The sequence below is a fragment of the Sphingomonas sp. 22R3R2A-7 genome (assembly GCF_036856055.1).
GTDB lineage: Bacteria > Pseudomonadota > Alphaproteobacteria > Sphingomonadales > Sphingomonadaceae > Sphingomonas.
Genome location: NZ_JASPFR010000001.1, coordinates 3677451 through 3703958, shown reverse-complemented (window position 1 = coordinate 3703958; position 26508 = coordinate 3677451). Strand labels below are relative to the sequence as shown.

Annotated in this window: 32 protein-coding genes and 1 pseudogene; 21 read left to right on the top strand and 12 right to left on the bottom strand. The window is 63.1% G+C overall.

The features are described from left to right. Positions 1-59 precede the first annotated feature (59 nt). Positions 60-596, top strand: coding sequence for a hypothetical protein (locus QP165_RS17810; RefSeq protein ID WP_333996633.1), 537 nt, complete (start codon positions 60-62; stop codon positions 594-596). A gap of 70 nt (positions 597-666) precedes the next feature. Here QP165_RS17810 and QP165_RS17805 read toward each other — a convergent pair whose 3' ends face one another. Genes QP165_RS17805 through QP165_RS17795 form a run of 3 tightly spaced genes read right to left on the bottom strand, consistent with a single transcriptional unit; the run spans position 667 to position 2833 of the window. Next, entirely contained in the window at positions 667-1098 is a 432-nt protein-coding gene (locus tag QP165_RS17805; RefSeq protein ID WP_333996632.1) for a hypothetical protein, read from the bottom strand. After that, on the bottom strand, positions 1095-1901 hold the full coding sequence (locus QP165_RS17800) for a hypothetical protein (protein WP_333996631.1): 807 nt from the start codon (positions 1899-1901) through the stop codon (positions 1095-1097). The genes QP165_RS17805 and QP165_RS17800 overlap by 4 nt, the downstream gene beginning before the upstream one ends. Beyond that, the gene (locus tag QP165_RS17795; RefSeq protein ID WP_333996630.1) at positions 1898-2833 is read right to left on the bottom strand and encodes a hypothetical protein; all 936 of its coding nucleotides are present in this window, start codon (positions 2831-2833) and stop codon (positions 1898-1900) included. The genes QP165_RS17800 and QP165_RS17795 overlap by 4 nt, the downstream gene beginning before the upstream one ends. A gap of 148 nt (positions 2834-2981) precedes the next feature. Here QP165_RS17795 and QP165_RS17790 point away from each other — a divergent pair. The 4 genes and pseudogenes from QP165_RS17790 to QP165_RS17775 all read left to right on the top strand — a co-directional run. Then, a pseudogene (locus tag QP165_RS17790) lies at positions 2982-3230 on the top strand (IS66 family transposase); the annotation flags it as partial. A gap of 34 nt (positions 3231-3264) precedes the next feature. Beyond that, positions 3265-3681 (top strand): hypothetical protein, encoded by a 417-nt coding sequence (locus QP165_RS17785; protein WP_333996629.1) that lies wholly within the window; start codon positions 3265-3267, stop codon positions 3679-3681. Further along, complete coding sequence (locus tag QP165_RS17780) at positions 3629-3922, top strand: hypothetical protein (protein WP_333996628.1); 294 nt, start codon at positions 3629-3631, stop codon at positions 3920-3922. Before QP165_RS17785 ends, QP165_RS17780 begins: the two co-directional genes overlap by 53 nt. Positions 3923-4006: 84 nt before the next feature. Then, positions 4007-7480 (top strand): DEAD/DEAH box helicase, encoded by a 3474-nt coding sequence (locus QP165_RS17775; protein ID WP_333996627.1) that lies wholly within the window; start codon positions 4007-4009, stop codon positions 7478-7480. 40 nt (positions 7481-7520) lie between these two features. On the opposite strand, the gene QP165_RS17770 is transcribed toward QP165_RS17775, so the two are convergent. Continuing rightward, the gene (locus tag QP165_RS17770) at positions 7521-8108 is read right to left on the bottom strand and encodes a hypothetical protein (protein WP_333996626.1); all 588 of its coding nucleotides are present in this window, start codon (positions 8106-8108) and stop codon (positions 7521-7523) included. A 214-nt stretch (positions 8109-8322) separates the two neighbouring features. Here QP165_RS17770 and QP165_RS17765 point away from each other — a divergent pair, with 214 nt between their 5' ends. From QP165_RS17765 to QP165_RS17740, 6 genes are all read left to right on the top strand, one after another. After that, complete coding sequence (locus QP165_RS17765; RefSeq protein ID WP_333996625.1) at positions 8323-8682, top strand: hypothetical protein; 360 nt, start codon at positions 8323-8325, stop codon at positions 8680-8682. A 186-nt stretch (positions 8683-8868) separates the two neighbouring features. Next, the gene (locus tag QP165_RS17760) at positions 8869-9426 is read left to right on the top strand and encodes a helix-turn-helix domain-containing protein (RefSeq protein WP_333996624.1); all 558 of its coding nucleotides are present in this window, start codon (positions 8869-8871) and stop codon (positions 9424-9426) included. Between the two features lie 32 nt (positions 9427-9458). After that, complete coding sequence (locus tag QP165_RS17755) at positions 9459-9824, top strand: hypothetical protein (protein ID WP_333996623.1); 366 nt, start codon at positions 9459-9461, stop codon at positions 9822-9824. Positions 9825-9855: 31 nt separating this feature from the next. Further along, positions 9856-10359, top strand: coding sequence for a hypothetical protein (locus QP165_RS17750; RefSeq protein WP_333996622.1), 504 nt, complete (start codon positions 9856-9858; stop codon positions 10357-10359). Then, positions 10263-10898 carry a JAB domain-containing protein gene (locus QP165_RS17745; protein ID WP_333996621.1) on the top strand — a complete coding sequence of 212 codons (636 nt, stop codon included), beginning with the start codon at positions 10263-10265 and terminating at the stop codon, positions 10896-10898. The genes QP165_RS17750 and QP165_RS17745 overlap by 97 nt, the downstream gene beginning before the upstream one ends. A 335-nt stretch (positions 10899-11233) precedes the next feature. Further along, on the top strand, positions 11234-11359 hold the full coding sequence (locus tag QP165_RS17740; RefSeq protein WP_333996620.1) for a hypothetical protein: 126 nt from the start codon (positions 11234-11236) through the stop codon (positions 11357-11359). A gap of 172 nt (positions 11360-11531) precedes the next feature. On the opposite strand, the gene QP165_RS17735 is transcribed toward QP165_RS17740, so the two are convergent. Both QP165_RS17735 and QP165_RS17730 read right to left on the bottom strand, forming a co-directional pair. Continuing rightward, positions 11532-12188, bottom strand: coding sequence for a hypothetical protein (locus QP165_RS17735; RefSeq protein ID WP_333996619.1), 657 nt, complete (start codon positions 12186-12188; stop codon positions 11532-11534). Then, positions 12188-12478, bottom strand: a complete 291-nt coding sequence (locus tag QP165_RS17730; RefSeq protein ID WP_333996618.1) for a hypothetical protein — start codon at positions 12476-12478, stop codon at positions 12188-12190. The genes QP165_RS17735 and QP165_RS17730 overlap by 1 nt, the downstream gene beginning before the upstream one ends. Before the next feature lie 221 nt (positions 12479-12699). Between QP165_RS17730 and QP165_RS17725 the strand changes: the two genes are divergently transcribed. Beyond that, positions 12700-12912 (top strand): hypothetical protein, encoded by a 213-nt coding sequence (locus QP165_RS17725; RefSeq protein ID WP_333996617.1) that lies wholly within the window; start codon positions 12700-12702, stop codon positions 12910-12912. Between the two features lie 111 nt (positions 12913-13023). Further along, positions 13024-13167, top strand: a complete 144-nt coding sequence (locus QP165_RS17720) for a hypothetical protein (RefSeq protein ID WP_333996616.1) — start codon at positions 13024-13026, stop codon at positions 13165-13167. A gap of 167 nt (positions 13168-13334) precedes the next feature. Here QP165_RS17720 and QP165_RS17715 read toward each other — a convergent pair whose 3' ends face one another. Together QP165_RS17715 and QP165_RS17710 are read right to left on the bottom strand one after the other, a co-directional pair. Then, positions 13335-14624 carry a tetratricopeptide repeat-containing protein gene (locus tag QP165_RS17715; RefSeq protein WP_333996615.1) on the bottom strand — a complete coding sequence of 430 codons (1290 nt, stop codon included), beginning with the start codon at positions 14622-14624 and terminating at the stop codon, positions 13335-13337. Continuing rightward, positions 14575-15111 (bottom strand): TIR domain-containing protein, encoded by a 537-nt coding sequence (locus QP165_RS17710; RefSeq protein ID WP_333996614.1) that lies wholly within the window; start codon positions 15109-15111, stop codon positions 14575-14577. Before QP165_RS17710 ends, QP165_RS17715 begins: the two co-directional genes overlap by 50 nt. Before the next feature lie 303 nt (positions 15112-15414). Between QP165_RS17710 and QP165_RS17705 the strand changes: the two genes are divergently transcribed. The 5 genes from QP165_RS17705 to QP165_RS17685 are packed head-to-tail and all read left to right on the top strand — an operon-like array spanning position 15415 to position 19806. Continuing rightward, on the top strand, positions 15415-16647 hold the full coding sequence (locus QP165_RS17705) for a PfkB family carbohydrate kinase (protein WP_333996613.1): 1233 nt from the start codon (positions 15415-15417) through the stop codon (positions 16645-16647). Further along, entirely contained in the window at positions 16601-18043 is a 1443-nt protein-coding gene (locus tag QP165_RS17700; RefSeq protein ID WP_333996612.1) for a toll/interleukin-1 receptor domain-containing protein, read from the top strand. Before QP165_RS17705 ends, QP165_RS17700 begins: the two co-directional genes overlap by 47 nt. Continuing rightward, positions 18040-18750 carry an 8-oxoguanine DNA glycosylase gene (locus tag QP165_RS17695; protein WP_333996611.1) on the top strand — a complete coding sequence of 237 codons (711 nt, stop codon included), beginning with the start codon at positions 18040-18042 and terminating at the stop codon, positions 18748-18750. The genes QP165_RS17700 and QP165_RS17695 overlap by 4 nt, the downstream gene beginning before the upstream one ends. Continuing rightward, positions 18747-19337, top strand: coding sequence for a 7-cyano-7-deazaguanine synthase (locus tag QP165_RS17690; RefSeq protein ID WP_333996610.1), 591 nt, complete (start codon positions 18747-18749; stop codon positions 19335-19337). Before QP165_RS17695 ends, QP165_RS17690 begins: the two co-directional genes overlap by 4 nt. Position 19338: 1 nt before the next feature. Further along, complete coding sequence (locus QP165_RS17685; protein ID WP_333996609.1) at positions 19339-19806, top strand: TIR domain-containing protein; 468 nt, start codon at positions 19339-19341, stop codon at positions 19804-19806. 120 nt (positions 19807-19926) lie between these two features. Here the strand turns inward: QP165_RS17685 and QP165_RS17680 are convergent, their stop codons facing one another. Next, positions 19927-21555, bottom strand: a complete 1629-nt coding sequence (locus QP165_RS17680) for a serine protease (RefSeq protein ID WP_333996608.1) — start codon at positions 21553-21555, stop codon at positions 19927-19929. Further along, entirely contained in the window at positions 21552-22451 is a 900-nt protein-coding gene (locus QP165_RS17675) for an alpha/beta fold hydrolase (protein ID WP_333997064.1), read from the bottom strand. The genes QP165_RS17680 and QP165_RS17675 overlap by 4 nt, the downstream gene beginning before the upstream one ends. A gap of 263 nt (positions 22452-22714) precedes the next feature. Between QP165_RS17675 and QP165_RS17670 the strand changes: the two genes are divergently transcribed. Beyond that, positions 22715-23248 carry a hypothetical protein gene (locus QP165_RS17670; protein ID WP_333996607.1) on the top strand — a complete coding sequence of 178 codons (534 nt, stop codon included), beginning with the start codon at positions 22715-22717 and terminating at the stop codon, positions 23246-23248. A gap of 239 nt (positions 23249-23487) precedes the next feature. Here QP165_RS17670 and QP165_RS17665 read toward each other — a convergent pair whose 3' ends face one another. Further along, positions 23488-23916: a DUF1810 family protein gene (locus QP165_RS17665; RefSeq protein ID WP_333996606.1), complete on the bottom strand. Its 429-nt coding sequence runs from the start codon at positions 23914-23916 to the stop codon at positions 23488-23490. 46 nt (positions 23917-23962) lie between these two features. Next, on the bottom strand, positions 23963-24244 hold the full coding sequence (locus tag QP165_RS17660) for a GNAT family N-acetyltransferase (protein ID WP_333996605.1): 282 nt from the start codon (positions 24242-24244) through the stop codon (positions 23963-23965). A gap of 258 nt (positions 24245-24502) precedes the next feature. Between QP165_RS17660 and QP165_RS17655 the strand changes: the two genes are divergently transcribed. Continuing rightward, on the top strand, positions 24503-25651 hold the full coding sequence (locus QP165_RS17655; RefSeq protein WP_333996604.1) for a ferritin-like domain-containing protein: 1149 nt from the start codon (positions 24503-24505) through the stop codon (positions 25649-25651). 5 nt (positions 25652-25656) lie between these two features. Continuing rightward, positions 25657-26478: a CDGSH iron-sulfur domain-containing protein gene (locus tag QP165_RS17650; RefSeq protein ID WP_333996603.1), complete on the top strand. Its 822-nt coding sequence runs from the start codon at positions 25657-25659 to the stop codon at positions 26476-26478. Positions 26479-26508: the final 30 nt, after the last annotated feature.

Below are 26508 nucleotides of genomic sequence, written 5' to 3'. Positions count from 1 at the left end.
ACATCCGTTTCACCGTCGCCGAGGCGACCGTCCATCGCAGACTTCGGCAGCTCGACGCGGTGAAGGTGAAACTCCACGATTCTGAGCTTCCGGCGCCGAAGCCGAATGTGATCAAGGCACCCGTTCGCCCCGCTCCAGTGACTCAGCTCTCTGAAGATGCAGCGGAGAGGCGAGACCGATCAATACGGCTCGTCAAGGCGGCGATAGGGCATCTGAAGGCGACGTCGCACATATCGCGATCGCCCGGTAAGAACGCGATTGCCGAGGCGAGCCGTTTACCGCATATCGATGAGGAGCGACGGGGTGTCACCACTGAAGTGTTTCGGACAAACCAGGCCTGTCTCGACCTCTACCGTGATGCCTGCCTACCGTTCGATGCTGCGCGTCGCAAATCTGTCGCTGCGCCATCATGGGCGGTCAGGTTGGACCATGACAAGCTGATCGACCTGGTCATCTCGACAGAAGCGGACGAGGATCAGCTTACTAACGAATTGATGGCGGCCAGCGAGCGCCTCCTGCAGATGGAAGTGGCCCGCATAAGGCGTGAGACCGTCGCAGCGATCACGCGCCGGATGGTGGCCGAAGTGGAGTCGTGATTGTTTAGCCACCTCACGTCCGCCATCGGCAGGGTCAGACCGTTTGAGCCGGCATCGCCGCCCCAGCTACCTAATCGGTGCTCCGTCCAGGTCGAATACCGACCCCCAGCAGCGCCGCGTCGAAGGCGAGACGCAGCCCATCCGCAGCATGCCGATCCAGCACGTGGTGCCGCATCGACCAAGACAACACGATATCGAGCGCGGCGATGGCCCGGGCGCGCAGGCGATCGATCTCAGGCGCCAGCGGCGGTATTATCGTCGATGGGCAGAGCGGCAGTGGTTCTTGATCGGGCCAATCGACCGACGTTCCTCCAGCTACGAAACAGTCCATCATGTCGCCATCGCCGCCGGTCTGGACAACTCTCACCCATTGCACCGCCCCGCGGCGGCGGCGAAGCAACTGCCGAAGAGCGATCCGTGCACGCTCCGCGTCGGCGAAGATCGACCACCGCCCGGTACTTGGTGGGCCCTTGTCCTGCCATTCGAGGCGGTAGGCGGTCACTTCACCGATCCGGAGCTGTTGCGCGGCGCACCGGACAAGGCCGCGAGCCGCTTAGCGGCAAGTCCCACCATGTGATGATGCGAAAACTCACGAAGATCGTGCATCGCCTCGCCCATTCCGCGAAGCAGGCTGGAAAAACTAGTCCACGCGGTCGCAACCGGCAATTCGGAGCCGCGGCGCCAAGCCGAGGTGTATGCGTAGGCGATGAAGGTTGCAGCGACGTCATTGCGGTTGCGCTTGATGATTGGTCGCCAGTCTCCCTTCTCGATCCAGAGCGTTGCCGGGTCGCCGCTGCGCGTTCCCGCCAGATTGGCACCCAGCAGGGCGGACACTTCCGCGAGCGACGGATTGGGTGATCGTGCGCCGAAGTAATACATAAGGTCGTGGTGGCTGGCACGCCGCTCGTTCCACCCACGAATGTTCGGCATGTCGAACATCCAGAGGCTCAGCGCACGACGGCGCAGAACGGGAAGGTCATGCATCGTGCCTGCGAACGACACCAGTATCGAACTGTCATCGTCAGGGACCGGAAGCATTGCCTCGATGTCGGCGAGAAATGCGCCCTCGGCAGCCCTTTCCAAGGTAAGCGTCCTGAAGGACAAACACCTCAAACTTCCGCTATCGCGGTCCTCCGCGAAATGGAGCAGCGTCCCGCATACCGCGCGATGGAGCATGCCGCGGGAACGGCCCGCCACCGCGCAGCGCGAAGAAATGGCCACGACATCTGGATCCGGCACGGTTTCGAGGTCGATTACGCAACCAATCCTCTCGTGCGCGCCCACGCGGAACGTCCGCCCCTTCATGTCGCTTTCCTGTCGCCCGGCAGGTCATTGAAACGTAGCCGGATCAGACCGGTGACGTCATCACCGTTGTTGCTGTAGTACGGCGCGATGCGAACCAGGACGATCAGCACGTGCGACTGACCTACAGGCAGATGTTTCGGCTCTTTGTCGTTCTTCTCGATGTTCACGACCGGAAGACAACGGCGCTTACAGGGAGGCTGAAGCATTTCCAGCGAGCTGGCTTTCCCTCGCGCGCCCGGCATCGCACCACGCCCAGCAACGGCTACGGCGTCGACGAGGTGTTCGCTCTGGCTTTCGCCTTCCGACTTCTGTCCATGCGCTACATGCCCGCAGATGCCGCAGCGGCGGTCGATGCTAACTGGTCGCTGCTTCGCGGAATGATCGCCGAAGCCTGGCAACGGCGGAATGGCGAGAGGGTGGACGAACCAGGACCGCTGCTCGTTCGTATCACCGCCGACGGGCTCGAAGACCTGCGCCGCGCGTCCTTCGACAACGGGCCACCTGACAGGATGGAACGCATTGGTCAAAACGTGATCTGGACGTGGATGCGCGGCGTCCAGCCAATGCCGCCCGGCGGGTTCGCGTTCCTGGACATTGATGCCGTCGTCAACGAAACCCTCGATGCCCTGATCGAAGCGGAAATCTGCAGCCCTCTTGGTCTGGCAAAAACGCTCCAGTTGCTCGAAGGCTCGATCGTGGCCGATGGCGGCGATCCCCTCATCTTGTGGAACCATTGACGTGCCGAAGTCGTGCATCATGGCGCTACGCAATTGAATCATCGCGACTCGCCCCAGGTCATCTTCAAATCGTGACCCTTTTCCCGATGTTGTTCCGAGGCGCGCAAGGCGTTCCGCTTTTGCCCGATCGAGTAGGCTCGCGACTTCCATTGCGTCCAGATTAGGCTGACCTAAGTCGTCATGATGGTGAAGCATGCATCCTTAACTATGCACATATGCATACGTTCCAACCTCTGATCGATCTCGTTCTGAGTACCCCCATTAGAGCATCGTTCACCTAGCCGGCGGCAGCCTGGGAATGTAATCGTGAGCTCACTCACGGCCGCCCGCCAACGCGGCTGTCCCGACACCGCTGACCACCGACATTCTCGAGCGGATCGGCGCGCTCTTCGCCATCGAGGCCGACGTGCGTGGCCAACCGCCCGATGGGCGATATCGTACTCGGAAGGAACGGAGCAAACTGCTGGTCGATGGATTGCGCGAGGTGCTCGACGCCGGCTTGCGTCGCCTGTCACCCAAGTCCGACATCGCGAAAGCCATCGCCTATGGGCACAAGCGCTGGCCGGCGTTGTCGCGCTTCCTAGACGATGGTTGTCACCTGTGTCATTTCGAAGCCGGCGATCTCGATGGAGCTTCCCGCCTCGACCAAAGCCTACAATCCGCAGATGCTGCATCACGCGTTCGACTGGGACAGCGACCTCCCGGAATGGGACGGGCTGATCTGCCGCGTGGACACTCCCGAAGGGGTGATAGTGAGCCAAGTCAGTGACCCGATCGCGCTGACCTGGCGCAACAGTTCGACGATCGTCGTCGAGAAGCGATCGCGACCACCCACGAGCCTGTTCGGAGCCGCGACCAAGCAAATTCGCGGCGGAGAGATCGGCATCGTCTATCTCGCCTACAACGAAGGCGCGCGCGAGGAAATCGCCGATCGCCGATCGCCGGGTCGCGCAAGTTGCCGAAAGGCTCCACAAGTGGGAGCATTCGGCGATGTTTCGCATCCCTGCCGTATTTCTGATCCGCCTTTATCTGATGCGGACTAAGAGCGTATTCGGCTTCGCCACCGGCGATCTCGTCGCAGCCGACGTTCCAGCGGGCAAGCACGCGGGGCGACATGTCGGTCGCGTCGCCGTGCGGAAAGTGGGAAACTTCAACATTGGCACAGCCGCGGGCATGATCCGCGACGTCTCGCATCGCCATTGCCGCATCCTGCAACGTGGCGACGGGTATCAATACTCCTTCTCTTCAAAACCTAGGAAAGGCGCGCATTCCGCCCGGCCCTGAAGGACCGGGTTCCCTGCGCGGATATATGATGGAAAGGTCCCGGAATGCCCCCTAGGACTGACCAGGGGTTGGGGAGCGACGTGCTTGGATCTGGAGGACCTGTTCTCGCTCGGCTCGCACGACGATCCGACGATCGATCGCCGAGGCGGCAAGACATCTCTCGACCGCGAGGTCGCGACGCCCGCGATGCTTGCCGAGTTCGCAAACCTGATCAGCCCGCTTGGGAGAATGGTGTTCTGGAACGCCGCCACGGATCAGCATGCATACCTGCCCGACGGTGGACTATGGGCGCCGCAGCGACGTGCGGTAGGACTCTCCCTCGCCCACATCGCGGCTCGCCGAACGTCAGTTGCCACTCCGGGGGCTGCGCTGGTGAAAATGCCGACGGGCACCGGCAAGACCGGCGTCATCGCCACGCTCGCATGTGCGGTGCCCTCCATCAGACGCACCCTCGTCATCACTCCTCGCAAAGCGCTGGTCGACCAGATGCTTCGCGATCTCCACACCCGGTTGTGGAGCCGGTTCGATGCGATCTACGATGGGACCAGCGTCCGCCCTCGCCTCGCCGACGATCCATCGCCCGGTGCGAGCGTTCGGAACGGACCAGTTCGCCGTCTCCTTCCGAGCGATGCCGAGGCCCTTGCCGCCATCGACGACGAACGCCTCGTCGTCGTCGGCACCTTCGCCGCTCTCGAACAGATACTCCGTCCTGACCGTCCAGCACATAAGTTGACAGGCAGACGTCCAGTTGGGCCCGAAGCAATCCCTCCCGACAACGGTCGCGGAGCGGACATAGACGAAGACGCGAGGCAGGCGCTTCTAGCGAAACTCCGAGCGTTCGACCTGGTGATCGTCGATGAAAGCCACTACGAGCCCGCCTTCGTCTGGTCGCAGTGCATCCGCAGCCTGGGTCTGCCTACCGTCCTCTTCAGTGCGACCCCATACAGGAACGACTTCCGCTACTTCGACATCGACGGCCGGTTCGCCTTCAGCCTGTCATTCCAGGAGGCGCGGGACATGCGATTGGTCCGTGACGTGAGAATCCAGCCATCGCCGGGCACGGATCCGGAAGAACCGTTCGCCGACAGGCTGATCAGGTTCGCCGACGAAGTCGGACGTGAGGTGATGCCGGACGCGCCGGGCGAAGCCCGGATCATCGTCCGGGCAGAAACGCATGGTAGCCTCGTTGCCATCAGGGAGGAGCTTCAACGTCGTGGTCAACGGTCGGTCCTGATCCATCAACAGGAGGGACGTAACGCCCCCGGCGCGCTTCGATTCAACGACGCCATCGCTGCGCTCGATGCTCCAGAAGCGCAGGACGTCAGGTTCTGGCTGCATCAGTGGAAGCTCCTCGAGGGAGTCGATGACAGCCGCTTCTGTGGCGTCGCAGTCCTCGAGCCGTTCGGCACCAGCCGGGCCGTCATCCAGCAGGTCGGGCGCGTGCTGCGCTATCGCAGACGCGACCATCACGAGTGCGCGCTCGTGATGGGAAGCGGCTTGGTGGGCGAGGATCTGGCGGAGCGTTTCGGGCGATATCTTGGATACGAGGAGCGCTTCCAGACCGATCCGGCGGATGCGCTTCGACGCGAGACGAACTTTTTCGAAACTCTGCGCAAGGCCTCGCCCGCCGTGCAATACATCTCGGGAGACTTCAGAAATCGGCTGGACCTGGACCGGCACGACATCGGCTTCACCGACATCCAACTGCCAACACGGACCTTCATCACCCGATCGAGTGGCTCACTAACCCTGGACCAGATTGCCGAGGCGTCCGCGGTCGCGATGGGGCTTGAGGACCGTCACGACGCGACAGTCCTCGTTCCACAGGCGGACGATCCCCAGAATATCCGGCTCGTGGCGTACGTCGCATGGGGCAACTCTCCGCTGCTGACCAGGAAGGCCATGCCGAGCTGGACGCTCGGAGTGATGGCAATCGTCAGTGTACGCGACCGCATCTTCCTTCTCGACACCGAAGGCCTCGTGATCGATCCAGTCCGGCTCGGTCTCGAAGCCGAAGGACCGGAAGAGCTGCAACGACTTGTGCCTATCTCTTCGGCTGACGAGACATGGCGGGTGACCGTCGCGTCCGCCGTCAGCCTCGATATCTCGGACATGGGCATCAGGTCCGTCACGGCGCGCATGCGCGACTTCGGCGCTGGCTTCTACGACCTCGCTCAGGGGATGCAGGCGACGACGTCGGTTCGAGCGCTCATGAAGGCGAATGCGGGCGCCTCCTCATCGCGCTACCTTTCACTTCAGCGCGCGACCGTTTCCGACGCGAACTCCGGCTATGTCTCGATCGAGGACTACGCCAAATGGATAGACGGTTTAGCTGATCGGCTGGACTCGGCATTTGCGCCAAGCGCGGCGTTCGGTCGCTTTGCTCAGGCTCTTCCGGCTCCAGAGGCCGCGCGGGCGAAGCCGCAGAACATCCTGTTCGACTTCGCCGAGATCATTGGCGAAGGCGGGGACGAAGTGCCAGATGGATGGGACGCCGCCCGTACCCAGGCACTGGCTCATGCCGATCGCTGTCTCGACGTGGATGCTGACGGCAAGTTCCGGCTAGAGGTCGACGGTCAGCGGTTCGACGGAGCAGTGAATTACGAGGTCACCGGCAACATTCGCCGGCGTGGCCAGTACATCCTCGACATCCCCGAGCTGGACGCGCATCTGATCGGGCGGCTTTCCAACGCGGTGAAGCGACGCGAACGATCTCAGCTACTCTCGGGCATGCTGTCGCGGAACCAGGCCTTTCGGGTCGTGCCCGCCGACCCCGCCCTCGTCTACGCCCAAAAGCATTTCTACAAGCCGTCCATCTCGATCGAGACCGTCGCCCGCGACCAGGCGGGAGGCCCGCTCGAAGCCGTCGTTGCATCGCCCTGGCTGAATCAGATCACGTCGGAAAAAGGTACCGGCACGTCGTCCATCGACGACTGGGTGAATTGCAGCGCGTTCGGCGGCGTCTACGCGCACTTCGGGTACGCCGGCCGCGGCCGACTGGACAACACTCGCCGCGATGCCATCCGCGCGGTCGATCCAAAAATGGCCGCCCTGCTCGATCAGTTCTCGATCGTCGTGTGCGACGACGGCGGAACGGAAACGTGCGACTTCATCTGCGTCGATCAGACGGGAAGGCGCGTCGTGATGATACATGCGAAGGTCGACGACACGATCATGAGTCTGAACTCGCTGCAGGAAGTGGGCCGCCAGGCGCAGGCCAGTCTCAGCATGATGACGTCGACACACCAGTTTCCCGACAGAAGAGGCGAGTGGCGAAAGCACGTGCCCATCAAGGATGGCCGGCTCACACGCCGCATCGTGAAGGGGCCGAACGTCGACAGCGCCTGGCCCATCGTTCGCGACGCGCTGCGTTCACAGATGTACGCTCGGGAGGTTTGGATCTTCGCTGGGCGGATCCTCGAACGGGCCAACCTGATCACGCAGCTGCAACGGACGCCACCTTCGCCCCGGGTTCGGCAGATGACGTACTATCTAGCCTCATTGCAGACATCGGCTGCCCGCGCGAACGTCAGCATGCGGATCTTCTGCTCGCCTTGATCGCAGCGGTCTGCCCGTACCTTTCGAACGATCGAGACCGTCAACTCCGGCCGCCACCTGTTCGTTGATCCAGAAACCGACGGCCGCCAGATTTGTCGAAAGTCATCTCGATACTCATCCGGTCGACATTGACGAAGCGCTCGACGTGTCCGCCAAGGCCATCGATCATCGCGCAGGCACGCAGAAGGCCGCGGGTCGCGGAAGCGGCTGCAAGTGCCGAGAAGGCACCACGGACGTTCAACGCGGCCGCGAGGCGCCCGCGATCGCGGGCGATCGACAACCGCAGCGTCACCTGCTCGTCGTCGGACACGCCCGCGGTGACGAAGTGCATCATGTCAATCAGGGCCATGCCGAAGGGCGATATCCAGGAACCCGGCAGGCCTTCGGTCGCGATCGCCGTGTTGCATCCCCCGATCGCACCGTCGCAGATCTGATAGAGCGTCACGATCCGCGTCATGTACTCGCCTAGATCAACGACGTCGGGTAGCGGACCGACCAACGCCTTCTCGAGCGCCGCGGCCGCCTGAACACGGTGATTGATGGCGGGATCCAACGCCAACCGACGAAATCGTCGGGCCTCGTTCGCCTCTTCGATAAGGCGGAGAAACCCCGGATCCGGGGTCGGCATTCGCCTATTCGTTCGCTCGGGATCGTCAGTCATACCAGATAGAACATATGCACATGTGCATATGTTCCAAGGGTTCACCCCTCTACCCTGGATCCCCGTCGTGGTGATGCGGCGCAGCAGGATGCATCCGGTCCGGCTCCGACTTCCGTTGACACCGATCATGTCGGATCGATTACTTGAGCCATCCCATGCGCCACGCAACCAGGAGCCGAGGGTGACGATCGATCCGTTCATGCATGACGACGACATCCCGAAGCCAGCGCCGGAACACCTGAAGACGATCGCCAGGCGGATGCTTCGAGACCGCGAGGTGTTCCGGAGCACCATGCCAACCCATTACATCAGCGACCCTTTGCTGGAGGAACTGCTTGGCCTCTACGTGGCCGACGGCTGGCCGGAAGAGCGCTTCGTCCGAGCTCCCTTCCGATCGCGCCAATCCGAAGGCGTCCGTCGGCGCTGGCGCGCGGTCCTTCTCGCCGACGGGTTGGCGGTCGGTACCGATTCCGCCCTCACGCTTTCAAAGACGGGGCGAGCTCTGATCGAGCAGGCACTGTCCGAGCTACAGTCTGACTGAGACGTCGCAAGCGCATCGGTCGCGTCGCCGATGTCGCGCCCTGCACACCGCCCGCCGCGTCCCCCACGCCGTCCGGCAAGGGCCTCAGCGAGGAGTCCGAAAGCGCGGGAAAGCAAGCGATACCCCCTACGCCAAGCTAGTAGCCAGTTTGGTTTCATCGATGGCATAGCCGGACGGCCATGGACCGTGCCGAATACAGAATCACTGACGCCGATGGAGCGAAACTGCCTCCGGCTTGCCCATCACGAGCGCAAGACCGAGCAGATCGCTCACGAGCTCGGCATCGCCGGATCGACGGTGAACACCCACATCTTCGCTGCACGGCGGAAGCTCGGAGGCCTTTCGCGCCTTTCCGCCGCCGACAGGCTGCGGCGGTTCGAGGCGGATGCGGGCGATTGCGCGACGGAAGAGCCCGCCATGAGAGGCACGCCGACGACCGGCCCGCTCGGTGCCCCTCCACAGTCTCTGTCTAGACCGCCGTTGTCGATGGTCGAGCCGTCCGTCGCCGGTGCAGATCTGCCGCCGCCCACCGAAGTTCGGGAGGAGAGAGCGACCTTCGTCTTCGACGCGGTCGTTCCTATACCCGGTGGGCAGGATCAACGACCCGACGCGCCATTCCAGCGCGTCATCATGATCCTCGCGATGGCGGTGCTGGTCGCGCTCGTCCTGATCGCCTCGCCGGCGATCTACGACTCGGCAGCCCAACGCGTCGCGAACAGCCTCGAGCGGCCCCACGCAAGATGACCTCGGGTTCACCGCCCGAGGCGGAGAACCCCATGCCACGCGTCACCGCAGAACACGTCCAGAACACCCGCAAGGCCGTCATCTCAGCCGAGCGCTCCACCAACCGCGGTATCACCGACACGCTGAGCTGCCTGCTCGCCATGCAGGGCGAACGCACCGACGCCCGCGTCTTCATCGACGACCAGTCGATCGAGGCGATGAGGCTGATGACGGAATGCCTCGAGATGCAGCTCGCGTCGCAGGCGAAGATCTCGAAAGCCCACAGCGTCATGACGAACATGATCGGCATCTTCGAAGTGCCGGGATATGGTCCAGGCGCGTGCGTGCCCAACGAGCCCGGCAACCGCCAGAGTGGCATATCCGACCACCTAGAAACCGAACTCGTCCAGGCCGATTGACCGCGGCGCCGGATCATGGTCGAGCACCCGAATGCACCTGTACGTCACCGGCTTCTGGCTGCTTCTCTGCGTACTGACCGCGCTCGCGTGGTCGGGGCGCGAGGTGCGTTCCCAATGGTGGGAAGCACTGAGCGAGCCGGAGGTCGGCGTCGCCACGCTGATGATGGTCGCGGCTATCCTGACCGTGGTCATACGGCCATCGTTCGTCTCGCGTTTCAGCAGCATCGAGCTGGCGATGTTCGCGATAGACGTCGGCCTGTTCGTCGGTCTGGCCATCTACGCCGCGAGGTCCGGTAGATGGTGGATCCTCGCCGCATCCGCCTTGCAACTAATATCCACGACCGCGCACGTGACGCGAGCGGTCACTCCAGGCATGTGGCGTCTAGGCTACCAGGTCATGGAGGAGGCATCGAGCTATCCGACCCTCCTGCTCCTTGCATGGGGGGTCTGGTCCCGCCATCGCTCTGCGAAGAGCGCCAGGCGATCGAGTACCTTCTCCGGCGTTCGGGATCGGCCGCTCAGCAGCCGGCGATAGTCGCAGGCCAACTGATCCGGGAGTTCGGGTCGTTCACGGCCATTCTCGCGGGATCGACCACCCGACTACGCCGGGCGGGTGCGGACGACGAAGCGATCGAGGCCTTCAGATGGTGCCGATCCGCCGTCCTCCTGTCGCTCCGGCGGCTCGTCGTCGAAAAGCCGGTGATCGGCACTTCGTCCGCCCTGCGGGACTATCTCCACGTCGACATGAGCACCGCGAACCAGGAACGGTTCAGGACACTATTCCTGAACGGGAAGAACGAACTCCTGCTCGACGAAACGACGACCGGCACAGTGGACACCGCGCCGTTCTACGCACGTGAGATCGTGGCCCGGGCCCTCGAGATCGGCGCCACCTCACTGATACTGGTGCACAATCATCCCAGCGGCGACCCCCGTCCCAGCCGGTCAGACATTGACGCCACGGTGGCGTTCGACAAGATCTGTCGCGGCCTTGGGCTCGTGCTCCTCGACCACTTGATCGTGGGCCGCCACGCGATCGTGAGTCTCCGCGACGAACGGTTGATCGGTCAATGACCCGTCCGCGCGTACTTCTATCCCGCTTCCCAGACACCTGGTCCGATCCGAACTCCGCGAACGATCGGAACGGGACCGTACCCGCTTGGGCCCAGGAAGTGGCCGGGCCTCCGAACGGTCCGGGAAACCGCCCAACCCATAGGGAGCGCGCCCAGACGCTGTTCGATCACCGTCGGGCCCGCCGACGATGGTTCGGCGAGCACACCAAAACGTTCCAAGAGGCCGCATGGGACATCCTGCTCGAGCTCTTCCTATGCCACGAGGACGGCCGCGACCCGTCTACCACGAGCGTCGCGTACGGTGCAGGCGTACCCATCACCACAGCGCTACGGTCTATGAAGAAACTCGAAGCCGCCGGCCTGATCGTCAGCTGGCCGGACGAAGCCGACACGCGGGTGAGACGCATACGGATGACGCCAGACGCGATCGGATCAATGCGGGGCTACCTGGACGAAGTCTGACGGGCCGACCGTAACAGACGTCAGGGACGGTGCTCAAGATCATCGATCGGCCACGCTAGGAGAAGGGGACTCCCAACGATCGCCACTACGGAAGTCGACCGTTCACTACAGGACGCCTAGCCCGTAGACTGCGTATTCGAGCAGGGACTGCAACCCCTGTCTCGAAACGTATCTACCGCTTCAGCCCAAGAGTCACAGCCGAGATTTGGTGCTCGTGAACAGGCACCCGGAGCAGAAGGTATCGCAGCCTTTGGGTCGCATCGGTCCAGAGGAACTCGTAATCGTTCCTGAGCGTGATAGATTTCAACGCCGATCCCGGGGTCCGGTAGGTCATTGCGTACCCAGCATCGTAGCGACGACCGTGCCGAAAGTCGAAGTCGGCCGTGTCGGGCGAGTAGGCGTTCCAGTCGACGTAGTGCGGATGGTCCGTCGCGATAAGCATGAAACCGACATCCGCCACGTCGCCGCAAGTCTCCAGCCTCGCAACGTCGAGCAACGCCTTATGGCGGTTCACCGGCTCGGCTTGGCTCGCCTTCTTGAAGAATTTGAGCTCCATCGCGCAGCGCCAATCGCGGTCGTCAGCGGTGGTGAGCCGAAACCATATGTCCAGACGCCCCCTGCCCGACCTCTCGCCCAGCGGCTTCTCGAGTTCGATCGAAAACGTTTCCCTCGCGCTGACCATCTCGAGGTCGGCGACGGTGGCGATGATGCGACCGAGATGGAGCTGCAGCGACGCCTCGCTCTGAACGGGAACACGGCCTCCCTCTATCTGATCGAAAAGGATGGGCACGGCCTTCCCGACGATGCGCTCAAGACGCTCCACGGACATCAGGGGAACCGCTCGTGGAACTCAAGCCCCTCAGCGAAATGCTCGAACTCGAACGTCATCGAGTTGAAGTGGGTTCGCCGGAAATCCTGCTCCGGACGTTCGGGATCGTGATCCCGTAAGATGGGCTTCTGACCCGCAACCCGATAGCCGCCAACGCGCAGCGCCAAGCGGTCGTCGTCGATGATGCCGTAGACCAAGACCCAGCCGTTGAGCTGAGTGAGGAAGGCGTCGATCGCCTCTAGCGTCTGGTCATCCGGGATCTGCGGGATTGTAACTTTGGGGTAGGCCATGTGTCCTCCTGAGGGAGCGACACGTGGCCGGCTCGGACGAAATCCGCAAGGTTCGTGGTCGCCAATGGACCCGGAAGACGTGAGCGAACCCGTCGCATTCCGCATGCCGCATCCCGCGAACCGCCGTGGTCACCTTCATGTAGCATCCCTCTTTCCGCGCCCGCTCCCCATGTGAACATCCACGATCGCCGGTAGCCGTCGACATTGCGGACGAGATTGACATGCACGACGACGATCTAGCCTCGGCCGCGAAAACGCAGATAAGCCACAAGCTCTTCGACGCGGCGGTCAAGCTGAGCGATACCTGGCCGGTACTCGACCGGCTTGCCGAACTGCCATCGGAACAGGATGTGGCCGACGAACTCTCCACCCTTGTTCGGCGCTGCGGCACGCCCATCGGTCAGAGGACCAACCTGCCGGCAATCTTTACGTGACGCCATGCTCAACGCCTTGCGCGCCCGCTTCGCGGCAACGGGTGTGGATCCCGCGGCGTTCAACGAGGCTGTAGGCCTGGTTCGATTAGCGGAGGATATGGCAACCACGCAATGCCGGCACTCGCCGCAGCGATCGAGAATCAGCTCGGCAACGAGCGGTGGACCATCGAACTCGAGCCCGAAGACAAGGACAACCAGACGATCCTGTCCAACTATCCGCGCGCCGGCAGCTATGCCGCTGTAGGCTATCCGTGATGAAGTCGGCCACGCATGCGCCGCGTCAGCCGACGCTGGAACAATCCGTCCGAGCGCTATGATGGAGGCCGATACGCAACCCCAATCTGGCATACGCGACAGCAGTCACGCAGAAGCACAGATCGACGCTCTTCTAGAGCACATGCTGAGTGGGACGTGTTCTCTCTTCATGCTTTGCGAGACCCGATATTCTCGACTGACTTGGCGCCTGGCTGCCCCAGCCTAGCAGCGGCGGCCTGTGCGGCCGTCTTGCCGCCGAGATAGGTCTGCCTCTCCCAGTCCGCTGGGTCCTCGCCGAAGAATGCAGCCTCGAACTCGTCACCGGCCGCCTCCTGCCCCAGGCCATACGAACAATTCGCAAGCGTGGCCAGAACCCAGTGCCGGTCCGATCGCTGATCGAAGTTGGCCGCTGCGCGGACCTCGGTGAGTATCTCCACGATCATGCCACGGACCTTTTGAGCCGACATGCGGTCGAACTGGGCCTCGGCCGGCTCTGTCTGCTCCTCGGCCCGGTAGTCGTAGCAGGTGGCGAGGTTCTCGCCGTTGTAATAGTCCCTCCGAACCTCGAAGCCGCGCCCATAGTAGCGAATCGCGGTGTCGAGCTGCACCCGATCGCTCGTCAGAAGCCACAGCCGTTTCCGCATAGCGCCTGCGATCCCGAGCGTTTCTGGATCGTTCGACCGGTCCGGGCGCAACGGTTCGATTAGCCGCAATCCGGTCATCAACGCGTCGAGAGCCGAAGGCAGGGCGCTCTTGTAGGTCCAGAGTGCAAGCTGCTGGACGATGTAGGGATCGTCGGGCTTCATCTCGGCGGCCTTGGCGAACTCCCCCGCCGCGATCTCATATCGGTCGGCCTTGCCGGCAGCCTCACCGGCATTCAGGTAGCCGGACAACTGCTCCTGCGCCGCTTCCGTCTCGTCGACGAGTTCGGCGAACTCCTCTTCCGTTAGCTTGGGCTGCTGGAGCGCAGGCAGAAATGTGTACACGGGACTGTCAGGTCGCTCCGCGACCATGACCTCGCGGATGAGCGCAGTGAGTTCCCGCTGCGCGCGAGCCGCCTCACGCGACCCGATGTCCTGTCCCATGTGCTCGTACTTGAACGTGGCAACATGGTTCAGATCGAAGTGCAGGCTCCCCTCGCTCTCCATCATGATGATAGTCGAGTTCGGACGCAGTGCGTGCCGGACGCCGAGTTCGTAGACGGCGTTGACGTTGCCGGTCGAGATGTCGGCGATCACGAGATCCGCGCGAAGGAGCATCTCGTACATCGCCGTGTCGATCACGCCGGAATGCATGATCTCGTCCGCGCGGATGCAGCGCAGATCAAGCGCCGAGGCTGACGGCTCCACGATCGCCTCGTACGTCGCGTCCAGATCAAGGGTCCGCCCCGACTCGAAGTCCGTTTTCTTACCGAATCCCATGACGACGAAGCACAGTTTTCGGGTGTCGATGCTCATTGTCTCGCCGATGCAAATTTCGAGGCGGTTGCCATCCTCGCCGCCACGACGCGGCGAGAATGGTTCGTTTCAGTAGCCGACCTTTGGCGACCTTCAGTGCGTCGACGATGCGGTCACGCGTGAAGCTCGTCGCCCACGCCGTACCAACGTTCAACAGGCCCGCTGGCGAGACGCTGCTTCCGGTCAGCTTCACGGCGGCGATCTTCAATTCTACGTCAGATTCCTTGGCCCGAGCGATCTCCCAGTTGATCCAGTCGCTGGTCGAACTCTTCTCGCCGACCAGGACCAGAAGATGCGTCGCGGTCTTCATGGTCTTCACCAACGCCGCTTTGACTACGGCCGCGTCAGTGCTGTTAATCGCCACATTCGGGCCGCGGCTGTCGAACTCGAAATCGAAGTCTGGGTTGGCGTCCCATGCCTGGAGAAGCCGCTTGTATTTGGCGTCCTCGGAATGATCGTAGCTCACGAAAACCTTGGTCTTTGCCATTGTTCGTCCCCTTTTGGCCGTCTTTTTCAGCGGACGGCAGTTCGCGACGTCGCGACCCCCGTTTGCAGGATAGCAGGTATGATCCCCGCCTCTCGTCCGCAACGCTCCGACAACCCGATGCATCCTGATCGGTCGCATCTCTCGAGGGACCGCCCCCCTGCTCAAAGTTTCCACCGTTTCGGATGCAATATTAGACGACGAGCCCGCTTCGATCGGGCAGACTTGTCCGTGATGATTAAAAACAATGAACGACGTCGGAAGCGATTGATATTGCATGATATCGTTGCCGGCCAGGAACGCTAGTTGGACATCGCCGGAGGATTGTACCGCGAATTCTGCGACGTACCGCACTGGAACGCCACTTTCGGATCGGGCGGACGGGCTGCAGCGGCCGTCAGCGCGCTCTCGCCGACTTCGATCCTGCACACCTACGTGGCGGCTTCGATGGAGACGGGTGCCCGAAACATCGAGGCGCTCGGGATAGCCGTTCGGAGGCATCAAATCGATACGGCCACCGCGTTCGCGTATTTCCACCCGCTATCCAGCCCGCATATCGAGCCGCGGCGCTCGATGATCGCCGTAGCCGATCCGATCTCAGTGCACGGTGAGGCGATCCTCCGTTTCGGGTTCGTCGAAGGCGATGCCGTCGTTCATGGTGGCAGGGTCGTCTATGATCCGCAGACCCATCACTCTCCGGCGCCCTTCAGCGCGAACGGATCGCGGGCGCGAAGCCTGGCGCTTGTCATGAACGAGCTCGAGATCGGCACGATGGAGGAAACGGGGGACGTCGGGATAGCGGCCGGCCGCGCGATGGATCGGCAAGGTGCCGACGTCGTCGTCGTGAAGGCCGGGATCCGCGGCGCCACCGTCTTCAAACGAGGAGCGGCGCCGAGACACGTGCCCGCCTTCCGGTCCACCAGGGTCTTCAAGATCGGAACCGGCGACGTGTTCAGCGCCATCTTCGCCTACCATTGGGCCGAGGCCGGAATGCCCGCTTACGAGGCCGCGCTTCTGGCATCGCAATCCGTGGCGGCGTACTGCGAGACCCGGACGCTTCCCCTACCCGCTGACGATCCCGCCCCCCTGATCCCGCTCAGCCGTCACACCCCGGGGCCGATCGAGATCGCCGGTGCCGTCGACACCATCGGGCGGCGGTGGACGATGGAGGAGGCCCGCTTCCGGTTGCGGGAGTTGGGACTGACCGCGTGGGCGCCCTCGCTAGGCGACCCGATGCCTATGAACTCCTCATCGGGGGCGCTTCTCGTACTAGAAGAAGGCATGGACGGGTCAGCGGACGACAGGATGCGGACCGCGATCCGAACCGGCCTGCCCGTCGTCGTCCTCGACGAGGCGGCTAGTTCGCCTAGCGGCTTGCCCTCGGGATCAGGAGACCGTCCCACCCGCACAAACGATTTCGCCTCCTCGCTCTATCTGGTCGCCTGGGCCGCGACGCCGGACGAGACCAGCGGCAGCGATCCCTCACTGTACGATGAGCCCGCTGGGCTACGAGGCGATGGGAAATCTGGCGTTGGCTGACGTCTACATCGTCTACTCCAGCAGGGACCCGCTCGCGGCGGCGGCGGCGGCGCATCTCGCCAATTTGCTTCGTCCGCAGTGGACGATCTTCTGGGACGACATGATCGTCGGTGACTTCGTCGAGGCGATCGAGCGGGAGATGCCCATAGCCGGCTGCGTCATCCCGATCTGGTCGCCGGCCGCCCGGACCAGCGAGAGCGTGCGCGACGAGCTCGCCCTCGCGCGGCAGCACGGGAGGACGATGGTCCCCGTCCGCGTCGAGGCCTGCAACGCTCCCTATGCGTACGGCCAGCTCAGCACCGTCGAGATACAGAACTGGAACGGCGGAAGCGGCCATGACGGCTTCAAGCAGCTCGTACGGAAACTTGCCAGCATCGTTCCTGCGCGCACTCCCGCCCCACGCCCAAGCGCGTTCGGGAACGTGACGCTGCCATCCCTCTTCTTCTCGGTCAGTTCGCACGAAACACACCTGAAGCCGATCGAAGCCGTGAGGGCTCTTAGACTGTTCGGCGCGAAGACCGTTCTCATCTCCGCCTACGACCTTCTCCCCGAACGGCGCCACAAGGGCATCGTCCGGCAGCTGACCCGACTGCGCAAGCAGGGCGCCGTGGTGCTTGTCGACTCGGGCAATTACGAGGCCTACCGCCGCGGCGACCCGAGCTGGACCGCGGATCTGTTGCGCCCGGCGCTCGAAGACGTTCCACACGACTACGCCTTCTCGTTCGACGTTCTGCAGCCGTCCCGATCACCGGCCGTCGCAGCGAAGCAGATCGTCGCCGCGGTGACGCGCGACGCGATGGCCACGACGAAGCCGATCATTCCGATAGTCCACGCTCCCAAGCACGACGGCGGCTATGACCTCGAACACCTCCCGGCCATAATCCGTGAAATCGCGGACAAGCTCGGACCTCCCATGATCGCAATTCCCGAACGCGAACTCGGCCCCGGGCTGATATCGAGCGCCCGCACGGTCCGAAGGATCAGGGACGCGCTCGACACCCTGCCCTTCTATCAGCCCCTCCATCTGCTCGGCACCGGCAACCCCTGGAGCATCGCCCTCCTCGCCGCGGCCGGTGCCGACAGTTTCGACGGTCTCGAATGGTGTCGCGTGGTCGCCGACGGCCTCACCCGGAAGCTCTTTCATTTCCAGCAGTTCGACTTCTTCGCGTACCAGGCCCGCGTCGCCACCTCGCCGGTGACCGCCGCCGCCATGGACGACGACCTGGTCGACTTCGCCGGCAAGGTCGCGTTCCACAACCTCGACGTGCTAACCAAGTTCGCCGACGAGCTCCAGACGGGTGCTGCGAGCAACAGGTTGGAGGCGTTGGTGCGCGAACTTTTAGGTCGAGAGAACGCCATCCAGTTGGCAAGCCAGATCCCGGACCTGTTCAAGTGACGGCCTTCGCGCCCATGCAACTGCAGAGAGCCGTGGCGGCGATCTGTCCCGACATCGCCAAGCGTGCGACCGCGGCGCCGCGCGTGCGTGAAGAAGATCGCCTGTGGTGGGAGCTGTCCTGCTGCCTTCTCAGCAGCCAAGTGCCATACGCGCTGGCGGTGGCCGCCGCCGATCGGCTCGACGGAAGCGGACTGCTGCATTCCGCCCGTGCGGACCAGCCCGACCTGACCGATCGGCTGACCGACCTTCTCAGCGCGCCGTTGACGGTTTCAGGCACATGTCGCCGCTACCGGTTTCCGCAAGCGCGTGCGCGCCAGTTGGCGCTCACGCGGTTAGCTGTGAGCGCTGAAGCCGGCACGCTATGCGCACTCATCCAGACCGCGGGCACCGGTGAAGCTGTTCGAGAATGGCTCGTCGGAAACGCTCCGGGCATAGGACCGAAACAGGCGAGCATGTTCGTCAGGAATGTTGGGCTGAGCTACGAACTCGCGATACTCGACCGCCATGTGCTGAACTACATGACGGCGCTCACCCTGTCGCCGACGCCGATCCGGGCGACATCTTCACTGTCGCCCTATCTTCGAGGCGAGACTGCGCTGCGGGTCCATGCCGATGACATCGGAGTGCCCGTCGGGTTGCTGGACTGGGCGATCTGGATCGTGATGCGGGTCGCGAAAACAACGCAAACGGAGACTTTGGCCGCATGAGCATCGTCACTCTCGTATCCGGCGGGCTGGATTCGACGCTGGTAGCTAAACTGGCCCAGGAGGAAGGCGTCCGCCAACATCCGCTCTTCATCGACTACGGGCAGCGCGCCCGAGACCGCGAGCTCGCGGCATGCCGGGTCGCGATGTCGCGCCTCGGCCTTCCCGAGCCCTCCGTCGCCGAGCTCGGCGGCTACGGCCGTTTGATCCGATCGGGTCTTACCGACACCTCGCTTCACGTGCTGGAGGATGCGTTCACGCCTGGACGCAACATGCTGTTCCTTCTGACGGCGGCCGCACACGCGGTGCAGCGCGACGCGGACGCCGTGTCGATCGGGTTGCTCCACGAGGACACCGCGCTCTTCCCCGACCAGACCGCGGACTTCCTGAAACACGCGGAGGCGATGATCAGCCTCTGCATGGGCAGGGAGATCCGCGTGCTCGCGCCGCTCGCGCAGTTCCACAAGCAGGACGTCGTGGCACTGGCCGCTGAGAAGGGGATCGCGGACACCTACTCGTGCCATATGGGCGCCGAGGAACCGTGCGGTGCGTGCATCGCCTGCAACGAATTCAAGTTCGAGGAGAACTGACATGGGCGGCGGCGGTGGCGGCGGCTGGAACACGCTCGGTGACATCCGTTCGCTCGAACAGAAGGCCAAAGCGGCCTTGCAGGGAGGAAAGCGCAACGTCTTCATCAGTTTCGCCACCGAGGACATGGCCGAGGTCAATCTTTTGCGCGCCCACGCGAAAAACGAGAACAGCGACATCGAATTCAACGACCATTCGGTCCGCGAACCCTACGACAGCGACCGCGCCGCATACATCAAGCAAAAGATCACCGAACGGATCGAGCGTACCTCGGTTACCGTGGTCTACCTTTCGGCGAGCACGGCTGCGAGCAGGTGGGTCAAGTGGGAGGTGGAAAAGAGCTTGGCGTTGGGCAAGCGCGTGGTCGCGGTTCACCCGAAGGCGGGAGCGCCGGCCAATCCGCCAGGGTGGGTTAAGGAGAACGGCATCAAGACCGTCACGTGGTCGAAACTGGGCGCCGAGCTGAAGTAGAATTGTTTGAGAGCGGTCGCGCCAATGGTCAGCGGCGGCAACTGCCGCATATGGCGCTCGGCAAAGGAACTCTCGCGGCAGACTTCGAAGCGGTAAACCCTCTGACGAGTGGTAGCTTGGCTACTTAGACGTATCTGTAACTACCGCCACCGATGCTGCCGCCGCTTCCCGGATCGACGTTATCCAAATGCCTTCGTTTGCGGGCCACTCCTCGGTCTTACCATTCAACCGAGGCATGTCTCCGCCCGCGTGATGCAATCCTATGACATTCCAACTGCCATTGAAGACCGGACTGCCCGAACTGCCTGGTTCGGTAGGCGCTCGGTACTGCAACTTGCGAACAGCCGGATCAACGGGGGTGCCCGCGTCCGGACCTTCGTGGTCGAGAAGAACGTTATCCTGAAGGGAATAGGTGAGCTCGCGTCCCTGCGGGTGTCCAATGACGTAGACGCGGCTTTGTTTGTCCAACACGGGAAGCCGTGGTGCGAGTTTTAACCACGGCGTGGTCCCGACGCCGGACGCGAGGCGCAGGATGATCGCGTCGAGCTTGGAGGCCGGCGAAGACCAGATCTCCTCCTTGATCGCCACCCGTATCTTATCCGGTCCAGGCAGGTCGAAGACTGCGATGCATTCCTCCGGCGGCGACGCCCCGGCCTCTCGGCTACTTACGACATGGGAATTGGTCAGAAGGACAATCTCGTCTTCAAGATGGGGAATGAAATCCCCACCTCTGACCAAGAACCCCGTCCCAATAGGCCAAGTACTTCCGTCTTCGATGAGCGCTACTGACTTCGCCTGTTCGACGCCAAGCAGCAACTGACGATGGGTCATTTGCCCGTCATGGCCGAGAATGGCCTGTACGCGTCGTTCCTCGGGCTCGGCAATAATGCGACGCAGAGCATCTGTACTCATCTCGACGTAGCCGCCCGGCAGACGCAGCGTCTTCGCTCTCAGTGCGTCGAGGATGTTCCGCCCACGTCCCTCTGTCGCACCCAAGTTCCAAAGGTCGGTGAACTGACGAAGAGTCCCGTACAGTCCGAACGCCTTGAGACCGTCCGACGCCAGATATTCGGTGACGTGACCCTCCGCACGTTCCAGGTCGCCAAGCGCAATGGCGATTTCGGCCAGCGACGCATGGTGCCAAACGTCGCGGTCGCCGCTCGCCCTGCCCCCAAGGCAAAGATCTAACTCCTCAGCGACCTCGACAGCCGTCTTGGGGTATTTCACTTTTAAGCCATTAACCTCGGCGTGTGCCAGAAGAGCCATGAGGTTCACGCCGACGTAATCGTTCGTACACCCCGTGGCGGCGTACGCGGACGAGTAGGCGTCAACAGCTTCGTGAAACGAGATCTGCGCCCTGGCGTTCTCGCGGTTCTCCGTGTCGAGGTACTGCTGTTTCCAGGCTCGACCGAGTACGCCCTTGGCGTCCACCCAGACCTTGCCGCCCTCCGCCATGCGTCCGATCAGCGCATTGAGAACGTCCACGGCAAGCCGGGGTCGCCCGATCTCAATCAACGCCTGCCCCACGTCCCTCGACAGCAGGCCGTCGTCATCGCCGTGAGCCCGCAAGGCATCCGCCAAGCGATCGAGCAGATCGAATTCCCGTTCTTCCTTCAGGTCGATGATCACCGGTCGCGCTTCTACGACCTTTCCGTCGTCTCCGTCTTCCAGAGCGATGACGAGAGATGCTGCATGTGCACGCAGTCGGGAACGCCGCTCGGCACAGGTTTCCACGCTGTTGTCGCTCAAAGGCCGAGCTCCTGCCTGATCGCGGACAGGACCTCGTCTTGGCCGAGGTACTTGGAGATCGAATGGCGCCAGGCGCCACTGTTCCGCACGATCGTGTCGACGACCGCTGGCTTACCGCCAACGAGGAAGTCGTTCGCGATCCGCGTATCGAAGCCGCATACCGGATCAAGCCGGTCCGAGAAGTTACGCCAACTGCCGGCGTTCGCCGGAAACCCGTCATCGCGCGACCAGCCGGGCAACAGACGATCCTGCACCTCGTCGACGCCCAAGGGGCTGCCTATGGTGATCAACGCATCGATGGCCGGACAGTCCACCACGTTCTTTAGGCAATCGTACGCGATGACCGTCCCCATGCTGTGGCTGACCACGATGTGCGGTCCGCTCCCAGGGGCCCGGCGGAGAGCATCCACGAACCTGCATCGGATGGCGTCCTGGACACGGTAGGTCTCGCCTTCTCGCGGAGTGCTTTCAACGTTGAAGAGGTAGTGGTGCACATCGCGGAGGTAGGCCTCGAGGAACCGCTTCTTGACCGACCAGGGCAGCGGTATCCGTTCCAGACCGACGTCCGTATCGGAGATGTCCTGGCCGCTCTCTCTGGCGGCCAGGACCCCTCCGACCTTCGCCGACAGACCCGCGATGAATTCGGCTTCGCTGAGCGTTGGACCAAGGGGGGCATCGGCCTCCCCCGCGCTGTCGGTGCCGATCGCGCTGGTCGCCGCCTCCGCGCCTGCCGTCATGGCTTCAGGCGCTTCGTGCAGCACGTCCGCCCAATACACCATCTTTGTGGTCACGCCTTCGGTGCCCAGGTTCAGCCCGGCATTCGTCAGAATGCGAAGCCATTCGTCATGCAGCCGATCCGCCGGCGGCTTGTTCGCGATGCCATGAATGAAAGTCACGTGCGGCAAGACGGAGCCCCCTTTTCGCATCGTCTGCGGACCGTAAGGTCTCGATCGATGGCGCCAAACCATCGATACCGCGCCGGATGGTCCGTCCGAAGCCGCTTCGCATCCGATACGGATGTACCAGGGCGATATGCCCTGCAATGTCCGCTCGGCATCGCCTATGTTAGAAATGGTCGGGTGCCGGTCGAACCCGGTACCACCGTTCGCCCAGACCCGAACACTAACAAGAGCAGGTGATCATGTCCGAACGGCGATTCATGACGGCGGCGGCCCTCGCAGGCCGACGGGCCGACACCCCAGGCGATACGCCCGCACGCTTTCCCCAGAAGAACGTTCGCATCGTGGAGGAGCGCATCGCCGCCTTCTTCCGGGTCGAGTCGGTCGATCGGCTCGTATGCGCCGCCGCCTGTGGAGCGGACCTCGTCGCGTTGAGCGTCGCCGAGAAGATGGACATACCCGCTTTGATCGTACTGCCATTCTCGCGCGCCACGTTCCGACGCGTGTCCGTTATCGACCGACCCGGAAACTGGGGTGAGATCTACGATCGGCTGGTCGATGCGGCGGATCGCAGAGATGATCTCATCACGCTCGATCTCGCCGAGGACGACGAAACCGCATTCACGGTCGGCAATGCCCGGATCATAAGCGAGACACGTCGCGTGGACGCCAACCGGAAACTCGCCATCGCGGTCTGGGAAGGATCATCGCGCGGCGACGGCGACGCCACCGACGAACTGCTCAACGAGGGCCGACGGCAAGGTTTCGACACCGCGAGCGTATCCACGGTCTAATCGGCGGGGCAATAAAGGACCGCAACGTCGTGCGACGATCGACGACCTGGGCGATGCCACTGATGTCAGCACGATCCCGATGACGTCCGAATGGACCGCCGCGTCGGATCGCTGACGTGCTTCGCCAGATCAGCCAGATCCTTGATTTCGGTCCGAGACGAGCATGCGAGCTACACCCTGTTGCCATCCTCACTTGTTGGCCTTTTCAAAGCATGGCCCAGCGCAGCACAGTCATTCCATCAGGCGGTCAGATCAAGTTGAGCTAGCGTATCTTCGTCCGCCAGATTGTCGAACCAGATGTCGAGCATTTCCCGCAGCACGGACTCGTTCGACGCTTCGGCGAACAGCGTCAGAGACGAATGCAGCTTCTTCACGTCCGTGGCGCTGAACACGCTCGAAACCTCCCGGTCCGCCAGCCAAGAGAGCGCTCGGACGCACTCGCGGTAGCGATTACCGAGGACGGGGTAGGCCAGATACGCCCGCGCCTCGTCCAGCGAACGGATGACGAAGCTGCCCCCCGCGGGTACATCCAGGTCGTCTTCGAACCGCGGGAAAATGAAGTCGATGTAGGGCGAGCACATCATGCCTTTGCGCAGGATGTCCAAGGCGTCGACGTAGACAGGGTCCTGCGCAGCGACAAAGCGCTGCAGATCGTATTCGTCGTTCATTGCGACCAATGTCCTTTCGATTGGGCGGGCATAATCGGCAGCTGGTTCAGCCGGCCACGACGTCCGCATATTCGGGGTGGCTCGCGAAGAACCTCACCATGAAAGGACAACGCAGGATCGCCTTACGTCCGGAGGCCCTGATCAAGTCGAAGGTCCCTAGCGCCAGGCGGGTAGCCGCTCCCTGACCGGCGTACTCCGACGGCACTTCCGTGTGGATCAACACCAGATTGTCGCCTTCAACGCGGTAGTACGCCGCGGCCACCGCGTCGTCGCCGATCGGCAATTCGAATCGCCTCTGATTGGGGTTCTCGACGACCGCTGCTTCCATCGCTCTATCCTCGTGTCACCACCATCGGCATGCAGGACACGTCTACTCCCCTCGCCCGAACGCTACAGACCCAAGAGCGTGCGAATCAAATGTACCGTCGATCAGCGATCACGATTCGACCGGCACGCGTCTTACGCCCGAACAGCTTGGTACAGCAGAAACGATCGGTCTCGGTCCTTAAGCCTTTGCCACCGGAGGGCTATCCCGTCGTGCAGAGCAATGGTCGCTACATGCGGCTTCACGATGGAACCGATACCTATGGACGGAACAGCTGACGTCGGAGCGGCCATCGGTCGCGAGAAGCTGATGCATTCGCTCTACGAGGCAGCGGAGCTCGAGCACAACCTCATGTGCACCTACCTCTACGCCGCCTTCAGCCTGAAGGACGGTTCGGAGGAGGAATTGAGCGAGCGCGAGGCCGACGCAGTGCGGCGCTGGCGACGTGCCATCATCGACGTCGCGATCGACGAGATGGGTCATCTCGTCGCGGTATGGAACATCACCGCGTCGCTCGGCGGCTCGCCCCGCTTCGGGCGAACGAACTTTCCCCTCGACGCCGGGTATCTGCCGGCCGGCGTCGTCGTGAAGCTCGCTCCCTTCAGCGAGTCCGTACTACAGCACTTCGTGCATCTTGAACGTCCCCACGGCTCTACGGAGCCGGACGGGTCCGGCTTCGCACCCGAACTGAACGCGACCCGCACGCCACGCCCGCTGCGTCTCACCCCGGCGGCCTTCGACTACGAGACCGTCGGCATATTCTACGAGACCATGGGGGCGAACCTGAGGGCGATGGTGGAAAGCCATGGTGAGAGCGAGACCTTCTGCGGCGCCCCCGCCCTTCAGCTGTCGACCACCGAAGTCGATCTCGGTGGCGCGAAGGTCGTTACAGACCTGAGTTCGGCGCTAGCCGCATTCGACGCGATCATCGTCGAAGGTGAAGGTGCCCCAACCGAGACGGCGGACTCCCACTACCAGCGCTTCGTGCGTATCCGTGAGGAGTTCACCGAGATGCGGACGGCAAACCCCAACTTCGCGCCTGCCTTCCCCAGCGCGCACAATCCGGTTCTCCGCAAGCCGCCCCGCCCCGAAGGCCGTGTGTGGATAGAGGACCCGGAAGCGGTCGCCGTCGTCGATCTGGCCAACGCGACGTACGGTCTCACGCTGCGTCTGCTCGCGGCCTCGTACGTTCTGCCAAGCCCCAGCCCTGAGAAGACCCTCTACGTCGACGTGGCCATCAGTCTCATGCGAGCGCTGACGCCGTTGGCGGAACACGCAGCACGACTGCCGGCGGGGCCTTCGAATCCCGACTGCAACGCCGGGGTCTCGTTCACTGCGTTGCGAGAGGCCGCTGCCCTCCCCCGGGTTCATCCGCCCGCCGTTTCTACGTGGAGCGGCTTGCGGAGATAGCAGCCGTGGCCGACGCGATGGCCGACAGGGCTCCCCGCATCGGCAAAGCGGCCCGCGTACTGCAGTCACTGCACGAGCGCCTGCGAGATGCCCCGGATCCGGCCGCGGCCGCTCACGTGGCCGAAGCGAACGCACCCCAGATGTCAGAGGCGCAATCGAGTTTGGCGCCGCCCCCACCCTCATCGCGAACTCCCGACGGAGTGGATGTCGTCGAAGGAAGGGAGATCGAGATCTCCTATGATGGTAAACGCTGCATACATGCTCGGTTCTGCGTCACGGGCGCGCCGCGAACGTTCCTCGCCAACGTCGATGGTCCATGGATCTTTCCGGACGCCACGGATTACGAGGACCTCTCTGCGATCGTCCGCAACTGTCCGTCGGGCGCGCTGCATTATCGCCGGAAGGACGGACACGACGAGAAGGCTCCCCCGGTGAACCTCATCGCGCTGCGCGAGGACGGACCGTACGCCGCCCGCGCCGAGCTCGTGCTGGACGGAAGTCCTGCCGGGTTCCGCGCCACGCTTTGCCGATGCGGCGCCTCGAAGAACAAGCCGTTCTGTGACAAGTCGCACAAGTACGTCGGCTTCAAGGCGACCGGCGAACCCGAAACGCGCAAGACGCCGCTTCTGACGACGCGCGACGGTCCGCTCGACATCAGGCCCGAGCTGGACGGCCCGCTCCAGATAAGAGGAAACCTGGAGATCGTGAGCGGTACCGGGCGAACGGTTGCCTGCCTTCAGAGCGCTCGCCTCTGCCGGTGCGGTGGCAGCGCCACCAAGCCGTTCTGCGACAACACGCACAAGGCGATCGGCTTCAAATCCGACTAACGGCCGGAGCCGCGCGCTGTCCCGACCTCG

Bases quoted from the DNA above. Each gene is read 5' to 3' on its own strand.
- QP165_RS17800 (WP_333996631.1), bottom strand. From the start codon at position 1,901: ATGAAGGGGCGGACGTTCCGCGTGGGCGCGCACGAGAGGATTGGTTGC.
- QP165_RS17795 (WP_333996630.1), bottom strand. From the start codon at position 2,833: ATGCTTCACCATCATGACGACTTAGGTCAGCCTAATCTGGACGCAATG.
- QP165_RS17785 (WP_333996629.1), top strand. From the start codon at position 3,265: ATGGAGCTTCCCGCCTCGACCAAAGCCTACAATCCGCAGATGCTGCAT.
- QP165_RS17780 (WP_333996628.1), top strand. From the start codon at position 3,629: ATGTTTCGCATCCCTGCCGTATTTCTGATCCGCCTTTATCTGATGCGG.
- QP165_RS17770 (WP_333996626.1), bottom strand. From the start codon at position 8,108: ATGCCGACCCCGGATCCGGGGTTTCTCCGCCTTATCGAAGAGGCGAAC.
- QP165_RS17755 (WP_333996623.1), top strand. From the start codon at position 9,459: ATGCCACGCGTCACCGCAGAACACGTCCAGAACACCCGCAAGGCCGTC.
- QP165_RS17750 (WP_333996622.1), top strand. From the start codon at position 9,856: ATGCACCTGTACGTCACCGGCTTCTGGCTGCTTCTCTGCGTACTGACC.
- QP165_RS17745 (WP_333996621.1), top strand. From the start codon at position 10,263: ATGGGGGGTCTGGTCCCGCCATCGCTCTGCGAAGAGCGCCAGGCGATC.
- QP165_RS17740 (WP_333996620.1), top strand. From the start codon at position 11,234: ATGAAGAAACTCGAAGCCGCCGGCCTGATCGTCAGCTGGCCGGACGAA.
- QP165_RS17735 (WP_333996619.1), bottom strand. From the start codon at position 12,188: ATGTCCGTGGAGCGTCTTGAGCGCATCGTCGGGAAGGCCGTGCCCATC.
- QP165_RS17730 (WP_333996618.1), bottom strand. From the start codon at position 12,478: ATGGCCTACCCCAAAGTTACAATCCCGCAGATCCCGGATGACCAGACG.
- QP165_RS17725 (WP_333996617.1), top strand. From the start codon at position 12,700: ATGCACGACGACGATCTAGCCTCGGCCGCGAAAACGCAGATAAGCCAC.
- QP165_RS17720 (WP_333996616.1), top strand. From the start codon at position 13,024: ATGCCGGCACTCGCCGCAGCGATCGAGAATCAGCTCGGCAACGAGCGG.
- QP165_RS17715 (WP_333996615.1), bottom strand. From the start codon at position 14,624: ATGAGCATCGACACCCGAAAACTGTGCTTCGTCGTCATGGGATTCGGT.
- QP165_RS17710 (WP_333996614.1), bottom strand. From the start codon at position 15,111: ATGGCAAAGACCAAGGTTTTCGTGAGCTACGATCATTCCGAGGACGCC.
- QP165_RS17700 (WP_333996612.1), top strand. From the start codon at position 16,601: ATGAGCCCGCTGGGCTACGAGGCGATGGGAAATCTGGCGTTGGCTGAC.
- QP165_RS17690 (WP_333996610.1), top strand. From the start codon at position 18,747: ATGAGCATCGTCACTCTCGTATCCGGCGGGCTGGATTCGACGCTGGTA.
- QP165_RS17685 (WP_333996609.1), top strand. From the start codon at position 19,339: ATGGGCGGCGGCGGTGGCGGCGGCTGGAACACGCTCGGTGACATCCGT.
- QP165_RS17670 (WP_333996607.1), top strand. From the start codon at position 22,715: ATGACGGCGGCGGCCCTCGCAGGCCGACGGGCCGACACCCCAGGCGAT.
- QP165_RS17665 (WP_333996606.1), bottom strand. From the start codon at position 23,916: ATGAACGACGAATACGATCTGCAGCGCTTTGTCGCTGCGCAGGACCCT.
- QP165_RS17660 (WP_333996605.1), bottom strand. From the start codon at position 24,244: ATGGAAGCAGCGGTCGTCGAGAACCCCAATCAGAGGCGATTCGAATTG.
- QP165_RS17655 (WP_333996604.1), top strand. From the start codon at position 24,503: ATGGACGGAACAGCTGACGTCGGAGCGGCCATCGGTCGCGAGAAGCTG.